At 67.0% G+C, this 12,840-nt stretch carries 10 protein-coding genes; 5 read left to right on the top strand and 5 right to left on the bottom strand.

Annotation, left to right across the window (positions count from 1 at the left end; genetic code table 11):
- Window positions 1-5: 5 nt before the first annotated feature.
- Both QE393_RS20040 and QE393_RS20035 read left to right on the top strand, forming a co-directional pair.
- Window positions 6-1,106: a polyamine ABC transporter substrate-binding protein gene (locus QE393_RS20040; protein WP_310045249.1), complete on the top strand. Its 1,101-nt coding sequence runs from the start codon at window positions 6-8 to the stop codon at window positions 1,104-1,106.
- A gap of 144 nt (window positions 1,107-1,250) precedes the next feature.
- A complete protein-coding gene (locus tag QE393_RS20035) occupies window positions 1,251-2,456 on the top strand; it encodes a GGDEF domain-containing protein (protein WP_310045246.1) in 1,206 nt (401 codons plus the stop codon).
- Here the strand turns inward: QE393_RS20035 and QE393_RS20030 are convergent.
- Window positions 2,453-3,241: a helix-turn-helix transcriptional regulator gene (locus QE393_RS20030; RefSeq protein ID WP_310045245.1), complete on the bottom strand. Its 789-nt coding sequence runs from the start codon at window positions 3,239-3,241 to the stop codon at window positions 2,453-2,455. The genes QE393_RS20035 and QE393_RS20030 overlap by 4 nt on opposite strands.
- Before the next feature lie 271 nt (window positions 3,242-3,512).
- Between QE393_RS20030 and QE393_RS20025 the strand changes: the two genes are divergently transcribed.
- Both QE393_RS20025 and QE393_RS20020 read left to right on the top strand, forming a co-directional pair.
- Window positions 3,513-4,967: an alanine/glycine:cation symporter family protein gene (locus QE393_RS20025; RefSeq protein WP_310045244.1), complete on the top strand. Its 1,455-nt coding sequence runs from the start codon at window positions 3,513-3,515 to the stop codon at window positions 4,965-4,967.
- A 161-nt stretch (window positions 4,968-5,128) separates the two neighbouring features.
- The gene (locus QE393_RS20020; RefSeq protein WP_310045243.1) at window positions 5,129-6,112 is read left to right on the top strand and encodes an asparaginase; all 984 of its coding nucleotides are present in this window, start codon (window positions 5,129-5,131) and stop codon (window positions 6,110-6,112) included.
- Between the two features lie 229 nt (window positions 6,113-6,341).
- Here QE393_RS20020 and QE393_RS20015 read toward each other — a convergent pair whose 3' ends face one another.
- Window positions 6,342-7,244: a D-hexose-6-phosphate mutarotase gene (locus QE393_RS20015; RefSeq protein WP_310045241.1), complete on the bottom strand. Its 903-nt coding sequence runs from the start codon at window positions 7,242-7,244 to the stop codon at window positions 6,342-6,344.
- A gap of 171 nt (window positions 7,245-7,415) precedes the next feature.
- On the opposite strand from QE393_RS20015, the gene ampC reads away from it, so the two are divergent.
- Window positions 7,416-8,570 carry a class C beta-lactamase gene (ampC, locus tag QE393_RS20010; RefSeq protein ID WP_310045239.1) on the top strand — a complete coding sequence of 385 codons (1,155 nt, stop codon included), beginning with the start codon at window positions 7,416-7,418 and terminating at the stop codon, window positions 8,568-8,570.
- A 206-nt stretch (window positions 8,571-8,776) separates the two neighbouring features.
- Here ampC and QE393_RS20005 read toward each other — a convergent pair whose 3' ends face one another.
- From QE393_RS20005 to QE393_RS19995, 3 genes are all read right to left on the bottom strand, one after another.
- On the bottom strand, window positions 8,777-10,447 hold the full coding sequence (locus tag QE393_RS20005; protein WP_027600470.1) for a Na/Pi cotransporter family protein: 1,671 nt from the start codon (window positions 10,445-10,447) through the stop codon (window positions 8,777-8,779).
- 164 nt (window positions 10,448-10,611) lie between these two features.
- Window positions 10,612-11,364 (bottom strand): TerC family protein, encoded by a 753-nt coding sequence (locus QE393_RS20000; RefSeq protein WP_310045236.1) that lies wholly within the window; start codon window positions 11,362-11,364, stop codon window positions 10,612-10,614.
- A gap of 116 nt (window positions 11,365-11,480) precedes the next feature.
- The gene (locus tag QE393_RS19995; RefSeq protein ID WP_273805551.1) at window positions 11,481-12,815 is read right to left on the bottom strand and encodes a CitMHS family transporter; all 1,335 of its coding nucleotides are present in this window, start codon (window positions 12,813-12,815) and stop codon (window positions 11,481-11,483) included.
- Window positions 12,816-12,840 lie beyond the last annotated feature (25 nt).

Raw genomic sequence — 12,840 nt, 5'->3', positions numbered from 1 at the left:
CGACCATGCACAGTCTCCTGCGTCCGCTCACCGCCCTGCTCGGTGGCGCCCTGCTTGCCACCGCCGTCCAGGCCGCCGACTCTGGCGAACTGCGGGTCTACAACTGGGCCGACTACATCCTGCCCGAGACGCCCAAGGACTTCGCCAAGCAGACCGGTATCCGCGTCACTTGGGACACCTTCGACAGCAACGAGTCGCTGGAGGCCAAGCTGCTCACCGGGCGCTCCGGCTATGACCTGGTGATTCCCTCCAACCAGTTCCTGGAAACCCAGATCAAGGCCGGGGTCTTCCAGAAGCTGGACAAGCGCAAGCTGCCCAACTGGCAGAATCTCGATCCCGAGTTGCTCAAGCTGCTGGAAGTCAACGATCCGGGCAACCAGTACGGCGTACCCTACATGTACGGCACCATCCTCATCGGCTTCAACCCGGCCAAGGTCAAGGCGGCGCTGGGGGCGGACGCACCGGTCGACAGCTGGGACCTGGTGTTCAAGCCGGAAAACATGGCCAAGCTCAAGAGCTGTGGCGTGGCCATGCTGGATTCGCCCTCGGACATCCTGCCGGTGGTGCTGCACTACCTGGGCCTGGACCCCAACAGTGCCAACGCCAAGGACTACGAAAAGGCCACCGCGCTGATGCTCAAGATCCGCCCCTACATGGCCTACTTCAACTCCACCAAGTACATGACCGATATCGCCAACGGCGACATCTGCGTGGCGGTGGGCTATTCGGGCAGCTTCTACCAGTTCGGCAACCGCGCCAAGGAAGCCGGCAACGGCGTGGTGGTGGACTGGCGCCTGCCGCGCGAAGGGGCGCCCATCTGGTTCGACACCTGGGCCATTCCTGCCAGTGCCACCAACGTCGACCAGGCTCATGCCTTCATCAACTACCTGCTCGAACCCAGGGTGATCGCCGGGATCAGCGACTACCTCGGCTATCCCAACGCCAACAAACCGGGCATGCCGCTGGTGACCGCCGCCATCCGCGACAACCACGACTTGGTGCCCACTGCGGACATGCTCAAGAAGCTCTATGTGGTGCAGCCACTACCGCAGCCCATCGAGCGGGTACGGACCCGCGCCTGGAGTCGCATCAAGGCCGGCAACTAGCGGCCACGGCGTCCACGACCATCCGAATGGTAGCCAATGGCTACCATTCGGCGGCTATACCTCCTCATCCGGGAACCCTCTATCGCGCTAAGGGACTTATTGTGCTGAAGTGACCCTCGGATTTTCCTGCCAGGTACGGCATCCATGTCCCTCAGTCTCGCCCTCGCCCGAGCGCTGGCCCGCCCTTTCTGGGCCCTGCGCTTCGAACCGGTATTGGAACGGCATTACCAGCACGACATCGCGCGTTCGCGCCGGCGGCACCTGCGCATCAGTCTGACCGTGGCCATCGTGGCCTATGCCAGCTTCTCGATCTGGGACTGGATCCTGATGACCGAGGCCTTCTGGCTCATCAGTCTGCTCAGTGCACTGGTCGTGGTGGGTGGCGGCGCTGTGCTGCTGGCCCTCAAGCTGATGCCGGCCGAACACCCCTCGCGTGAGTGGCTGGGCATCCTGCCCAGCCTGCTGGCCTACGCCCCGCCGCTGTTCGAGGTCGAGGCTTCCGATGCCGCACATCGCGCCCTCTGGCTCGCCACTCTGCCGCTGATGACCCTCTTCACCAACAGCTGCATCGCCCCACCCTTGCGCCAGGCCACGGTGCACAGCCTGGTCGCCCTGCTGACCATCGGCCTGGCGACCCAGATACACAGCCTGCCCGCCATGGAAGCCTCGTTGGTGCTCACCCTGGCATTTGCCACCGCGATCTTCACCCTGCTCGCCAACTTCTGGATGGAGCGCGCGCGCCGTCAGGGCTATCTGTTGATCCTGCGCGACCGCTTGCGCAACGAAGAGCTAACCGCCTCCAATCGCTTACTGGCGCAGCAATCCGCCACCGATCCCCTGACCGGCGTGGCTAATCGCCGGGCGCTCATGCAGGCCCTGGCCACCGTCCTAGCCCATCCCCCGCCCCGGCCGCTGCTCCTGCTGATGATCGACGTCGATCACTTCAAGGCCTTCAACGATCGCTACGGGCATCCGGCCGGCGATCGCTGCCTGCAACAGGTCGCCACCGCCCTGGCCGACGAATTGCGCGCCGGCGATTGCCTGGCCCGCTACGGCGGCGAGGAATTCGCCATCCTCTGCACGCCGTCGCGCGAGGAGGATGCCGGCAAACTGGCCCAACGCCTGCTCGAAGCGGTACGGCGCCTGGAGATTCCCCATCTTGGGCCCCATGCCGGTCCTCGGGTGACGGTGAGTATCGGTGGCGCCTGCGCACGGCCGGACCACGACTGCGCCGAGACCTTTATCGAGGCTGCCGATCGCCAGCTCTACTGGGCCAAGCAGGCCGGGCGCGACCGCGCTATCCTCGAGGACTACGATCGTTGCCACCCAGCGATCGAGGAACCGCTCTAGCCCAGGCGATAGACCCGATCGACCAGGGCCACGCTGGCCAGGCGCTGGCGCAGATCCTCGTCCAGGCCAGGATCCTGCCAGTCGTAGAGACCGATGCGGGCATAGGCCTGCCCTAGTGGCGGCCGCGTGCCGAGGTACTCCCAGACCACCCGGGTGCAGGCCGGCTCGCGTCGGTCGGAGGCGCTGACGCCGAGCTTGAGTCCGTTCAGGCGATCGATGCGGTTGCGCGCGCTGGGCAGCAGCACCGTCTGCGACAACTCGTTGCCGGTGAGGGATTCGTAGTCGGTGAAGAACAGCCGGCTTTCTAGGCTCATGGCCAGGCCCAGGTAGCGAAAGCGCGCCTGGCTGGTGGCTTCATCCCGCCGGCGCAGGCGCTCGAAACGCACGTAGCGGAAGACGCCCTCCTCCGCGAACAGCCAGACCAGTCCGCAGAGCACCACGCCCGGCGTGGACAGCGACGGATAGTATTCGTGGTAATAGCCCTGGTAGCGCGCCAAGCCCTCCTGACGCTCGCCGAACAGGGCCAGCGCCTGCCCCGCCCAACCCGTCTCCTGACCGGCCGGCGCCCCCAGGCGCATCGCGAATTGCCGCTGCGGCAGCTGCAGGTCGCCCACCGGCAGCCCAAAGAACTCCGCCAGGCGCTGCAGGTTGTAAGGCGACGGACGGCTCTGCCCGTTGAGGTAGCGATTGAACTGGGCACGGTTGATGCCGACGGCGCGACAGACGGCGGCAATCGAGCGGTGGCGCTGGCAGAGCAGCTGCAAATTGGCGGAAAAGTCGCTCATGAATCCGGCCCGAGCTTGACAGACGGCCAGAAAACTAGCATCAAGTCGCGCCATTTTGAAGCGAGGCGCGGAATTGTTCACGCCGGTGGGATAGCCGAATCTAGGCGCCCGGTCCGTCTTACTGCCCGTTCCACCCGGACCGATCCGTTCCAGAGCCTCTTGCCGTCGTCTCCCCACGCCGGGAGCAGGCCCTGGCGGGATATTCCACAATAATAGCCCCAAGGCTTGCGAGCCGGCCTTGGAGCATCACTAGCATGCTCGAGGATTCTTCATGCACTACCTAGAAATGCTCAACGACTTCCTGTCCGGCCACGTGCTCATCGTGCTGATCGTCGGCCTGGGCAGCTATTTCACCCTGCGTTCGCGATTCGTGCAGGTGCGCCATTTCCCGCACATGTTCACCGTCTTCAAGGACTCCCTGCGCAACAGCGGTGACGGCCTGAGTTCCTTCCAGGCGCTGATGCTCAGCCTGGCCGGTCGCGTCGGTGCCGGCAACATCGCCGGCGTGGGCCTGGCCGTGACCCTGGGTGGCCCGGGCGCGGTGTTCTGGATGTGGGTAACCGCCCTGGTCGGCATGGCCAGCAGCTTCTTCGAGTGCACCCTGGCGCAGGTCTACAAGCGCGCCGACGGTGACGGCCTCTACGTGGGTGGTCCGGCCTATTACATCCAGCACGGCCTCAACAAGCGCTGGATGGCCCTGATCTTCTCGGGCCTGTTGCTGGTGACCTATGGCTTCGCCTTCGTCGGTCTGCAGTCCTTTACCGTGACCCACTCGCTGGAAAACGCCTTCGGCCTGCCGGTGCAATACACCGGGATCGCCCTGGCCATCCTACTGGGCCTGGTGTTCATCGGCGGCATCAAGCGCATCGCCGCGGTCTCCGACATCCTGGTGCCGGTCAAGACCCTTGCCTACATCGCCGTCACCCTCTATGTGATCATCACCCAGATCGACCTGGTCCCCGGCACCCTGCTGACCATCGTCAAGAGCGCCTTCGGCCTGGAGCCGGCCTTTGCCGGCCTGCTCGGCGCCGCCATCACCATGGGCGTCAAGCGTGGCGTCTTCGCCAACGAAGCCGGCCTGGGCGCGGCACCCAACGTCGCCGCGGTGGCCGCGGTCAAGCACCCGGCCGCCCAGGGCGTGGTGCAGGCCTTCAGTGTCTTCCTCGACACCTTCGTCATCTGCACCTGTACCGCGCTGCTGATCCTGCTCTCGGGTTTCTACACCCCGGGCTTCGAAGGTGACGGCATTGTCCTGACCCAGAACTCCCTGGCCGCGGTGGTCGGTGACTGGGGCCGGATCTTCATCAGCGTCGCCCTGTCGCTGTTCGTCTTCACCTGCATCCTCTACAACATCTACCTGGGCGAGAACGGCCTGCGCTACCTGCTCGGCCGCGGCAAGGCCGTGCTGCTCGGCTATCGCGGCCTGGTGCTGGTGCTGATCTGCTGGGGCTCGATGCAGAACCTGACCACGGTGTTCGCCTTCGCCGACATCACCATGACCTGCCTGGCCTTCGTCAACCTGATCGCCCTGGCCATGCTGATCAAGGTCGGCATGCGCATCCTCAACGACTACGACGCCCAGCGCCGTGCCGGGGTCGACCAGCCGGTGTTCGATGCCGACCAGTTCCGCGACCTGGACCTGGACCGCCAGGCCTGGCCGGCGCTGGAGCGTCTGGAAGAGACCGTCGCCGAAGCCCGCGCCGCCCAGCCGCGCCAGGCGCACTGACCGCCGCAGCGGTCACCTTGGGCTTCGCTGCGCTCGACCCAACCTACGTCACCCGTAGGTTGGTTCGAGGCGGCTCCATCGCCGAAGCCCGACGGCGCTGAACCAAGATTCGCTTGCCTGCCCCCACCCCGTGTGGGGGCAGTCTTATCAGGAAGTCCCTCATGAGCTCACCCTACCTGCACATCCTCTACACCGGCGGCACCATCGGCATGCAGGCGACCGCCGCCGGCCTGGCCCCCGCCGCCGGGTTCGAGGCGCGCATCGACGCCCTGCTGGCCAGCCGTCCGGAGCTGGACACGCCGGCCTGGCGGCTGCAGGAGCTGCTGCCGCTGATCGACAGCGCCAACATGACCCCCGCCGCCTGGGAGCGCATGGCCCAGGCGATCCTGGCGGCAGCCACCGACCCCGCCTGCCGCGGCGTGCTGGTGCTGCACGGCACCGACACCCTGGCCTACAGCGCCGCCGCCCTCGCCTTCCGGCTGCTGGACCTGGCCATTCCGGTGCTGCTGACCGGCTCCATGCTGCCGGCCGGCGTACCGGACAGCGATGCCGACGGCAACCTGGCCGACAGCTTCGCCGCCTTCGCTAGCGGGCTGACGCCGGGGGTGCAGGTGCAATTCCATGGCGAACGCCTGCCGGCGGCGCGCTGCACCAAGCAGGCCAGCAGCGGCTGGAAGGCCTTCGTGGAAAGCGCCCGGCCGCGCAGTGGCGACACCCTGGTGGCCACGCCGGCCGCCTTAGGCTTCGACCAGCCGCGCCAGGCGGTACGGGTAGCGGTGCTGCCGCTGTTTCCGGGCGTCGACGGCGCCACCCTGCGCGGTCTGGCGGGCAGCGGCGTACAGGGCCTGGTGCTGGAGTGCTATGGCAGCGGCACGGGCCCCGCGGATGACGCCGACTTTCTCACCGCCCTCGCCGAATTGCGCGATGCCGGCGTCCCGGTGGTCGCCCTCAGCCAGGGCGCGCGCGGCACGGTGGAATTGAGCACCTACGCCGCTGGCAGCGGCCTGGCCGACGCCGGGGTGATCTCCGGCCGTGGCATGACTCGTGAAGCCGCCCTGGGCAAGCTGCACAGCCTGCTCGGCTGCGGCCTGGAGCGCGCGGCGGTGGCCGAGTGGATCGGGCGGAATCTGTGCGAGGAGTTGTGATCTTCGGCTAGGTGCCGGCCCCGCCACTGTCGACCCGACGCCCCTGGCATTTCGAGACGTAGGTTGGGCTGAAGCGGGCTCTTTCGCCGAAGCCCAACAGCGCGTGCTCGGCCTGGGCTGCGTTGGGCTTCGCTCACGCTCAGCCCAACCTACGCCATTGCACACCCGAATTCTTCCGGGCATTCCCTCTCCCTCCGGGTGAGGGCCAACCCGGACGCCTGAGCAGACCCTACAGCGCCTCGCGCCACAGGCTCACCGCCATCTCGGCCGAGGCGCCCGGCGCCACGGTGAGGACGTCGTCCATCACCCGGGCGGTCTCGATGCACAGCATGCCGGTCCAGGCGTCGTCGGCGAACTGGCTCAGGCGTGCGGCCTTGTCGATCCAGGGATTCCACAGTACCGCCGAATGGCTGTTGCGGGTCTCCACGAACAGCCGGCGCTGCCACTGGGGATCGCGGATCGCCAGGCGTGCCGGCAGGCCGACATAGACCCGATCGGTCTCGGCGGTGATGGTCGGCTCGCCGTTCTGCCGCTTGCGGGTCCAGCCGTCCAAGCAGTCGTAGTAGTCGGCGTTGGCCAGGCCTTCGATACCCACCTCGCGCACGTCGCTCACGGCGAAATAGGTGTGCAGCGCCTGACTCAGCACCAGCGGGTGATCTTCCAGATTGCGCACGCTCAGGGTCAGCTCCAGGCGTTCGCCGACGCTCAGACTGAGGGTCAGCTCGGTGGCATGGGGCCAGCCCGGGGTGGTCTCGGCGGAGGTGCGGTGGTGGAAGTCCAGGCGCACCCGGTCGGTGTCCACCTCGACGCCGCCGGCCTGCCAGGCGACCTGACGGGCCAGGCCGTGGGCCGGGGCGTCCGCGGTGGTGGTGCACATGGCCTGGACCGCGGCCGGATTCTTCAGCAGGTCGCCGAACCAGGGCCAGCAGACCGGGATGCCGCCACGGATCGGGGTACCGGGCTCGAACACGGCTTCCGGATTGCCCCAGACGATGTCCGGCTCGCCATCGAAGCCGTAGCGCAGCACATGGGCGCCCTGGCAGGCCACCAGGGCTTCGGCCTGGCCGACGCGGATGCGCCAGACGGGCAATTGGCCCAGTTGGATCTGTTCGACGAGGGGGGCAGCGGACATGGGATGACTCCTGGAAAAGGTGAGAGGCGACTGTAGTCCAGTCGAGGACCGGGCTCCAGCCAGCCATGGACAGCACCGGCGGCAAAATCTTCCAACGCCGGCCGCGTCTCATACCTGAGCGGCAACGCTCGGCTAGACTCCTGGCCTCCCCTCCTCAGGAATAGCTCCCGCATGTCGGCTTTCCCGCGTCTTTCCCTGCTGTTCGGCCTGGGCCTGACCCTGCCGCTCCTGGCCAACGCCGCCAATCCCCTCGACGACGAGGTCCGCGCCGCGGCCCGCGCGGTGATGGCCGAGCAGGACATTCCGGGCCTGGCCGTGGGCGTCACGGCTCCAGGCCTGCGCCGGCTCTACTACTTCGGCACCGCCGATCGCCGCAGCGGCCAGGCGGTGGACGCCGCCACCCTGTTCGAGATCGGCTCCCTGAGCAAGACCTACACCGCCACCCTGGGTGGCTACGCGGCGGCGACCGGTCGCCTGCGGCTGGACGAGTCCGCCGCTCAGGTCCGCCCGGTCCTGGCCGGCAGCGCCATCGGCCAGGCCAGCCTGCTGCAGCTGTCCACCTACAGCGCCGGCGGCCTGCCGCTGCAATTTCCCGACAACGTCACCACGGACGATCAGACGACGGCCTTCTATCGCGCCTTCCAGCCGCCCTTCCCCGCCGGCAGCCGCCGCCTCTACTCCAATCCCAGCATCGGCCTGTTCGGCGCCCTGGCGGCCCAGCGGCTCGACGAGCCCTTCGCCATGGCCCTGCAGCGGCACGTGCTCAAACCCCTGGGGCTCAGTCATACCTATCTGCAGGTGCCGGCGGCCGAGCAGGCCCACTATGCCTGGGGCCATGGCAGGAACGACCAGCCGCTGCGGGTCAATCCGGGCGCCTATGCCGAAGAGGCCTATGGCATCAAGACCACCGCCGGTGATCTGCTCGCCTTCATCGAGGCGAATCTGCATCCCGGCCAGTTGCCGGCGCCCCTGGCCAAGGCGCTCGACGCCACCCAGCAGGGCTACTACCGCAGCGGCCCCATGAGCCAGGGCCTGGCCTGGGAGGCCTACGCCTATCCGCTGCCCAAGACCCGGTTGCTGGCCGGCAATACCCCGGCGATGGCCCTGGAGCCGCAACCGGTGGACTGGCAGCACCCGCCGCTGCCGGCGAGCGGCGCCCGGCTGTTGAACAAGACCGGCTCCACCAACGGCTTCGGCGCCTATGCGCTGTTCATCCCCGAGCGCCAGCTCGGCCTGGTGATCCTGGCCAACCGCAACTACCCGAATGCCGCGCGGATCGAAGCGGCCTGGCGGATCTTGCAGCAGCTCGATAGCCGGGTGCAGTGAGCGAAGGGTTTATCGCGGCCATGGGCCGCTCCTACAAGGTGTGATGCTTCTGTAGGAGCGGCCCATGGCCGCGATAATGCGAGCAGACAGTCATCTGTAGGAGCGGCCGCATCGGCAGACCGCCATGGCCGCGATAAATCATTGAAGCCCCGTAGGGCGGATGGCGGCGCAGCCTCCTCCACGAACCCCTGCGTCAAACCGCGGCCTCAAGCTCCGCCCGACTCCTCGCGTCCTTCCACCGGCAGCTCGTGCTCGGTGGCATAGCCGGCATCGGCCGCCTCCAGCACGCCGTGGGCGATGCTGCAGAACAGCGAATTGACCCGGCGCATGTCGCTGAGCAGGCCCAGGTGCAGGGAGCTGGTCTCGAAGCTCTCCACCACCTGCTGATGCAGCCGCTCGACGTGGGCATGGGCATAGCGCCGCTCCAGCAGGCGGAAACGCTGCTTGAGCCGACGCAGGCGGCGCGCCGCGTCCAGGTCGCCGGAAAGATAGACCGACAGGCACAGCTTGAGGCTGTCGACCAGCAGCCGGTGCAGCGCGGAGAGTTCGTCCACCCCGGAAGCCGAGAAGGAGCGCCGGGCGGCGATCTTCTTGCTGTCGACGTCGCTGGCCATGCGCTCGATCAGATCGCCGGCCTGCTCCAGGTTGATCGCCAGCTCGATGGTCTCGGCCCAGCGCCGGCTGTCGCGCTCGTCCAGGTCGTCGCGCGGCATGCGCGCCAGGTACAGCTTGATCGCCGTGTAGAGGGCGTCGACGTCGTCGTCGAGGCGGCGCACCTCGCGGGCCAGTTGCTTGTCGCCGGCGTTGATCAGCACCAGCAGGTGCTGCAGCATCTGCTCGATGACGTCGCCCATGCGCAAGAGCTCGCGGGAGGCGTTGGTCAGCGCCAGGGCTGGGGTGTCCAGGGCCGCGGTGTCCAGGTGGCGCGGCCGCAGGATGGTCTCGGCGCTGTCCTTGGCCGGCAGCATGGCGGTGCAGAAGCGCGCCAGGGGCCCGGTCAGCGGCAGGAACAGCAGGCAGCGCACCAGGTTGTAGGCGACGTGGAAACCGATCACCACCTCGGCATCGTTGAAGTCGTAGCCCTGCAGCCAGTCGGCCAGGAGACCGATCCAGGGCAGCACCAGGATGCAGCCGGCGAGCTTGAACAGCAGGCTGCCCACCGCCACCCGTCGCGCCTCCACGCCCTGCTTGGCCGCGCCCATCAGTGCCAGCACGCCACTGCCCAGGTTGGCGCCCACCACCAGGCACAGCGCCACCTTGAGCGAGATGACCCCGGAGCCGGCCAGGGTGGCGGTCAGCAGCACCGCCGCCAGGCTGGAATAGGAGACCATGGCGAAGACCGCGCCGGTCAGGGCGTCGAGCAACTGGTCGCCGGTCAGCGAAGAGAACAGCACCTTGACCCCGGCCGCGTGGGTCATGGGCGAGGCCGCCTCGACGATCAGCTGCAGCGCCAGGATGATCAGCCCCAGGCCGATGGCGACCCGGCCGAGCTGGCCGGCGCGGGTCTGCTTGCGGCCGAGAAAGAACACCACGCCGAGAAAGATCAGCAGCGGTGACAGCCAGGACAGGTCGAAGGTCAGCACCCGCGCCATCAGCGCGGTACCCACGTCGGCGCCGAGCATGATGGCCAGCGCCGGGGTGAGTGGCACCAGGCCCTGGGCGACAAAGGAAGTCACCAGCAGCGCGGTGGCGTTGCTGCTCTGCACCAGGGCGGTGACGGCGATGCCCGAGAGAAAGGCCAGCGGCATGCGCTGCATGCTGCGGCTGAGCACCCGGCGCAGGCTGGCGCCGTATACCCGCAGGATACCGGTGCGCACGATATGGGTGCCCCACACCAGCAGGGCAACGGCGGATAGCAGATTGAGCAGTGTCAGCATCGTGGCGCCCTCCCGGCGCGTGTCCAAGAGCTCCTGGCGAGCTTGTCACAAAATCGTAATGACCGTTCTGCACAGACGCACGAGCCCGAAGGCAGGGCACCTTCGGGCTCGTGGGGACTTGCTGGTTTAGGCGGCGGAGAGCCGGGTGGGTTCCGCCGCCGCGATCAGATCTGCTCCTTGCGCAGCTTGACCGCTTCGCGCGCCTTGGCCTTGCCGCGCAGGCGGATGTTGATGGCTTCCACTGCCAGCGAGAAGGCCATGGCGAAGTAGACGTAGCCCTTGGGCACGTGGACTTCGAAGGCTTCGGCGATGAGCACGGTGCCGACCACGATCAGGAACGACAGCGCCAGCATCTTCAGGCTCGGGTGCTTGTCGATGAAATTGCTGATGGCGCCGGCCGCCAGCATCATCACCAGCACGGCGACGATGATCGCCGCGACCATCACCGGCACGTGGCTGACCATGCCGACCGCGGTGATCACCGAGTCCAGCGAGAAGACGATGTCGATGATGGCGATCTGGATGATGGTGCCGATGAAGCCGCTGCCCTTCTTCTGGGGCGCGTCCTCGTCGTGCTCGTCTTCGCCTTCCAGGCCTTCGTAGATCTCGGCACTGCTCTTCCACAGCAGGAACAGGCCGCCGAAGAAGAGGATGAGGTCACGCCCGGAGATGCCCTGGCCGAACACGAAGAACAGGTCGGCGGTGAGGCGCATCACCCAGGTGATGGACAGCAGCAGCAGGATGCGGGTGACCATGGCCAGGGCCAGGCCGAAGAAACGGGTCCGCGCCTGCATGTGCTTGGGCATGCGGCTGACCAGGATGGAGATCATGATGATGTTGTCGATGCCGAGGACGATCTCCAGGGCCGTCAGGGTAAAGAAGGCGACCCAGATTTCCGGGTTGGTCAACCAATCCATTGCGAATCCTCTTATCACGAAGGCGCGTCTGGCAGCGCGCTTTAAAGGAAAAGGCGCGTCAGGCGACGCGCCGTTTTCGAACAGCCGGCAAGGCTAGTCGTACCTCTGGCAAAACTCTAGCGGCTGTACAGCGGAAACACACCCAGTAACAAAGCACCGACCAGCAGGAACATGCAGGTCACGGTGGCCCATTTCAGGGTGAAGCGCTGGTGGTCGCCGAACTCCACCTTGGCCAGGCCCACCAGCAGGTAGGTCGAGGGCACCAGGGGGCTGAGCAGGTGCACGGGCTGACCGACGATGGAGGCCCGGGCGATCTCCACCGGACTGATGCCATAGGCCGCGGCGGCCTCGGCCAGTACCGGAAGCACGCCGAAGTAGAAGGCGTCGTTGGAGATGAAGAAGGTGAACGGCAGGCTGACCAGCGCGGTGATCACCGCCATGTACGGGCCCAGGGCGTCCGGGATCACCGCCAGCAGGCCCTTGGACATGGCGTCGACCATGCCGGTACCCGAGAGGATGCCGGTGAAGATGCCCGCGGCGAAGATCAGCGAGACCACCGCCAGGACGTTCTCGGCATGGGCGGCGATGCGCTGCTTCTGCATGTTCAGGCAACGGTAGTTGACGGTCATGGCGATGCCGAAGGCGATCATGAACAGCACCGGCATCGGCAGGATACCGACGATCAGCGCGGCCATCAGCGCCAGGGTCAGCAGGCCGTTGAACCAGCGCAGGTGCGGGCGGCGGGCCTCGACGCACTGGGAGACGGTGACGTCGGCGCCTTCGGTCTCGCCGATCTGCAGGATACCCAGGCGCGCGCGCTCGCTGCGGCCATAGAGGTAGGCCAGGAAGAACAGCCAGGCGATGGCCAGCAGCATGGGCGCGATCATGGGCACGAAGACGTCGGCCGGATCCACGTGCAGGGCGCTGGCGGCGCGGGCGGTCGGACCGCCCCAGGGGGTCAGGTTCATCACGCCACTGGAGAGCAGCATCAGGCAGGTCATGATCAGCGGATTCATGCCCAGGCGCCGGTACAGCGGGAACATGGCCGCCACGCAGATCATGTAGGTGGTCGAGCCGTCACCGTCCAGGGAGACCACCAGGGTCAGGAAGACGGTGCCCATGGCCACCTTGAGCGGATCGCCCTTGACCAGCTTGAGGATCCAGCGCACCGCCGGATCGAACAGGCCGGTGTCGATCATCACGGCGAAGTAGAGGATCGCGAACAGCAGCATCACGCCGGTGGGCGCCAGCTTGCGAATGCCGTCGAGCATCATCGGGCCGAGGGCATCGAGCTTGACGTGGCCGAGGCTGGCGAATTCGCTGGACAGCGCCCAGGCCAGCACGGCGAAGGCGATCGGCACCATGGTCAGGGCGATCAGCGGAGAGAGGCGCTTGGTCATGATCAGGTACATGAAGGTCATGACCATGGCGAAGCCGAGGAAAGTCAGCATGGGAATACCTCTGGATTTTCGCGAA

Source organism: Pseudomonas sp. SORGH_AS_0211, assembly GCF_031453455.1.
GTDB classification, from domain to species: Bacteria; Pseudomonadota; Gammaproteobacteria; order Pseudomonadales; family Pseudomonadaceae; genus Chryseomonas; species Chryseomonas aestiva.
Note: the sequence above shows the minus strand (reverse complement) of the source record. Positions and strands in the feature narration are given on the sequence as shown.

Coding starts and splice junctions, on each gene's coding strand:
- QE393_RS19995 (WP_273805551.1), bottom strand. CDS start 12,815: ATGCTGACTTTCCTCGGCTTCGCCATGGTCATGACCTTCATGTACCTG.
- QE393_RS20000 (WP_310045236.1), bottom strand. CDS start 11,364: ATGGATTGGTTGACCAACCCGGAAATCTGGGTCGCCTTCTTTACCCTG.
- QE393_RS20040 (WP_310045249.1), top strand. CDS start 6: ATGCACAGTCTCCTGCGTCCGCTCACCGCCCTGCTCGGTGGCGCCCTG.
- QE393_RS20020 (WP_310045243.1), top strand. CDS start 5,129: ATGAGCTCACCCTACCTGCACATCCTCTACACCGGCGGCACCATCGGC.
- QE393_RS20035 (WP_310045246.1), top strand. CDS start 1,251: ATGTCCCTCAGTCTCGCCCTCGCCCGAGCGCTGGCCCGCCCTTTCTGG.
- QE393_RS20015 (WP_310045241.1), bottom strand. CDS start 7,244: ATGTCCGCTGCCCCCCTCGTCGAACAGATCCAACTGGGCCAATTGCCC.
- QE393_RS20005 (WP_027600470.1), bottom strand. CDS start 10,447: ATGCTGACACTGCTCAATCTGCTATCCGCCGTTGCCCTGCTGGTGTGG.
- QE393_RS20025 (WP_310045244.1), top strand. CDS start 3,513: ATGCACTACCTAGAAATGCTCAACGACTTCCTGTCCGGCCACGTGCTC.
- QE393_RS20030 (WP_310045245.1), bottom strand. CDS start 3,241: ATGAGCGACTTTTCCGCCAATTTGCAGCTGCTCTGCCAGCGCCACCGC.
- ampC (WP_310045239.1), top strand. CDS start 7,416: ATGTCGGCTTTCCCGCGTCTTTCCCTGCTGTTCGGCCTGGGCCTGACC.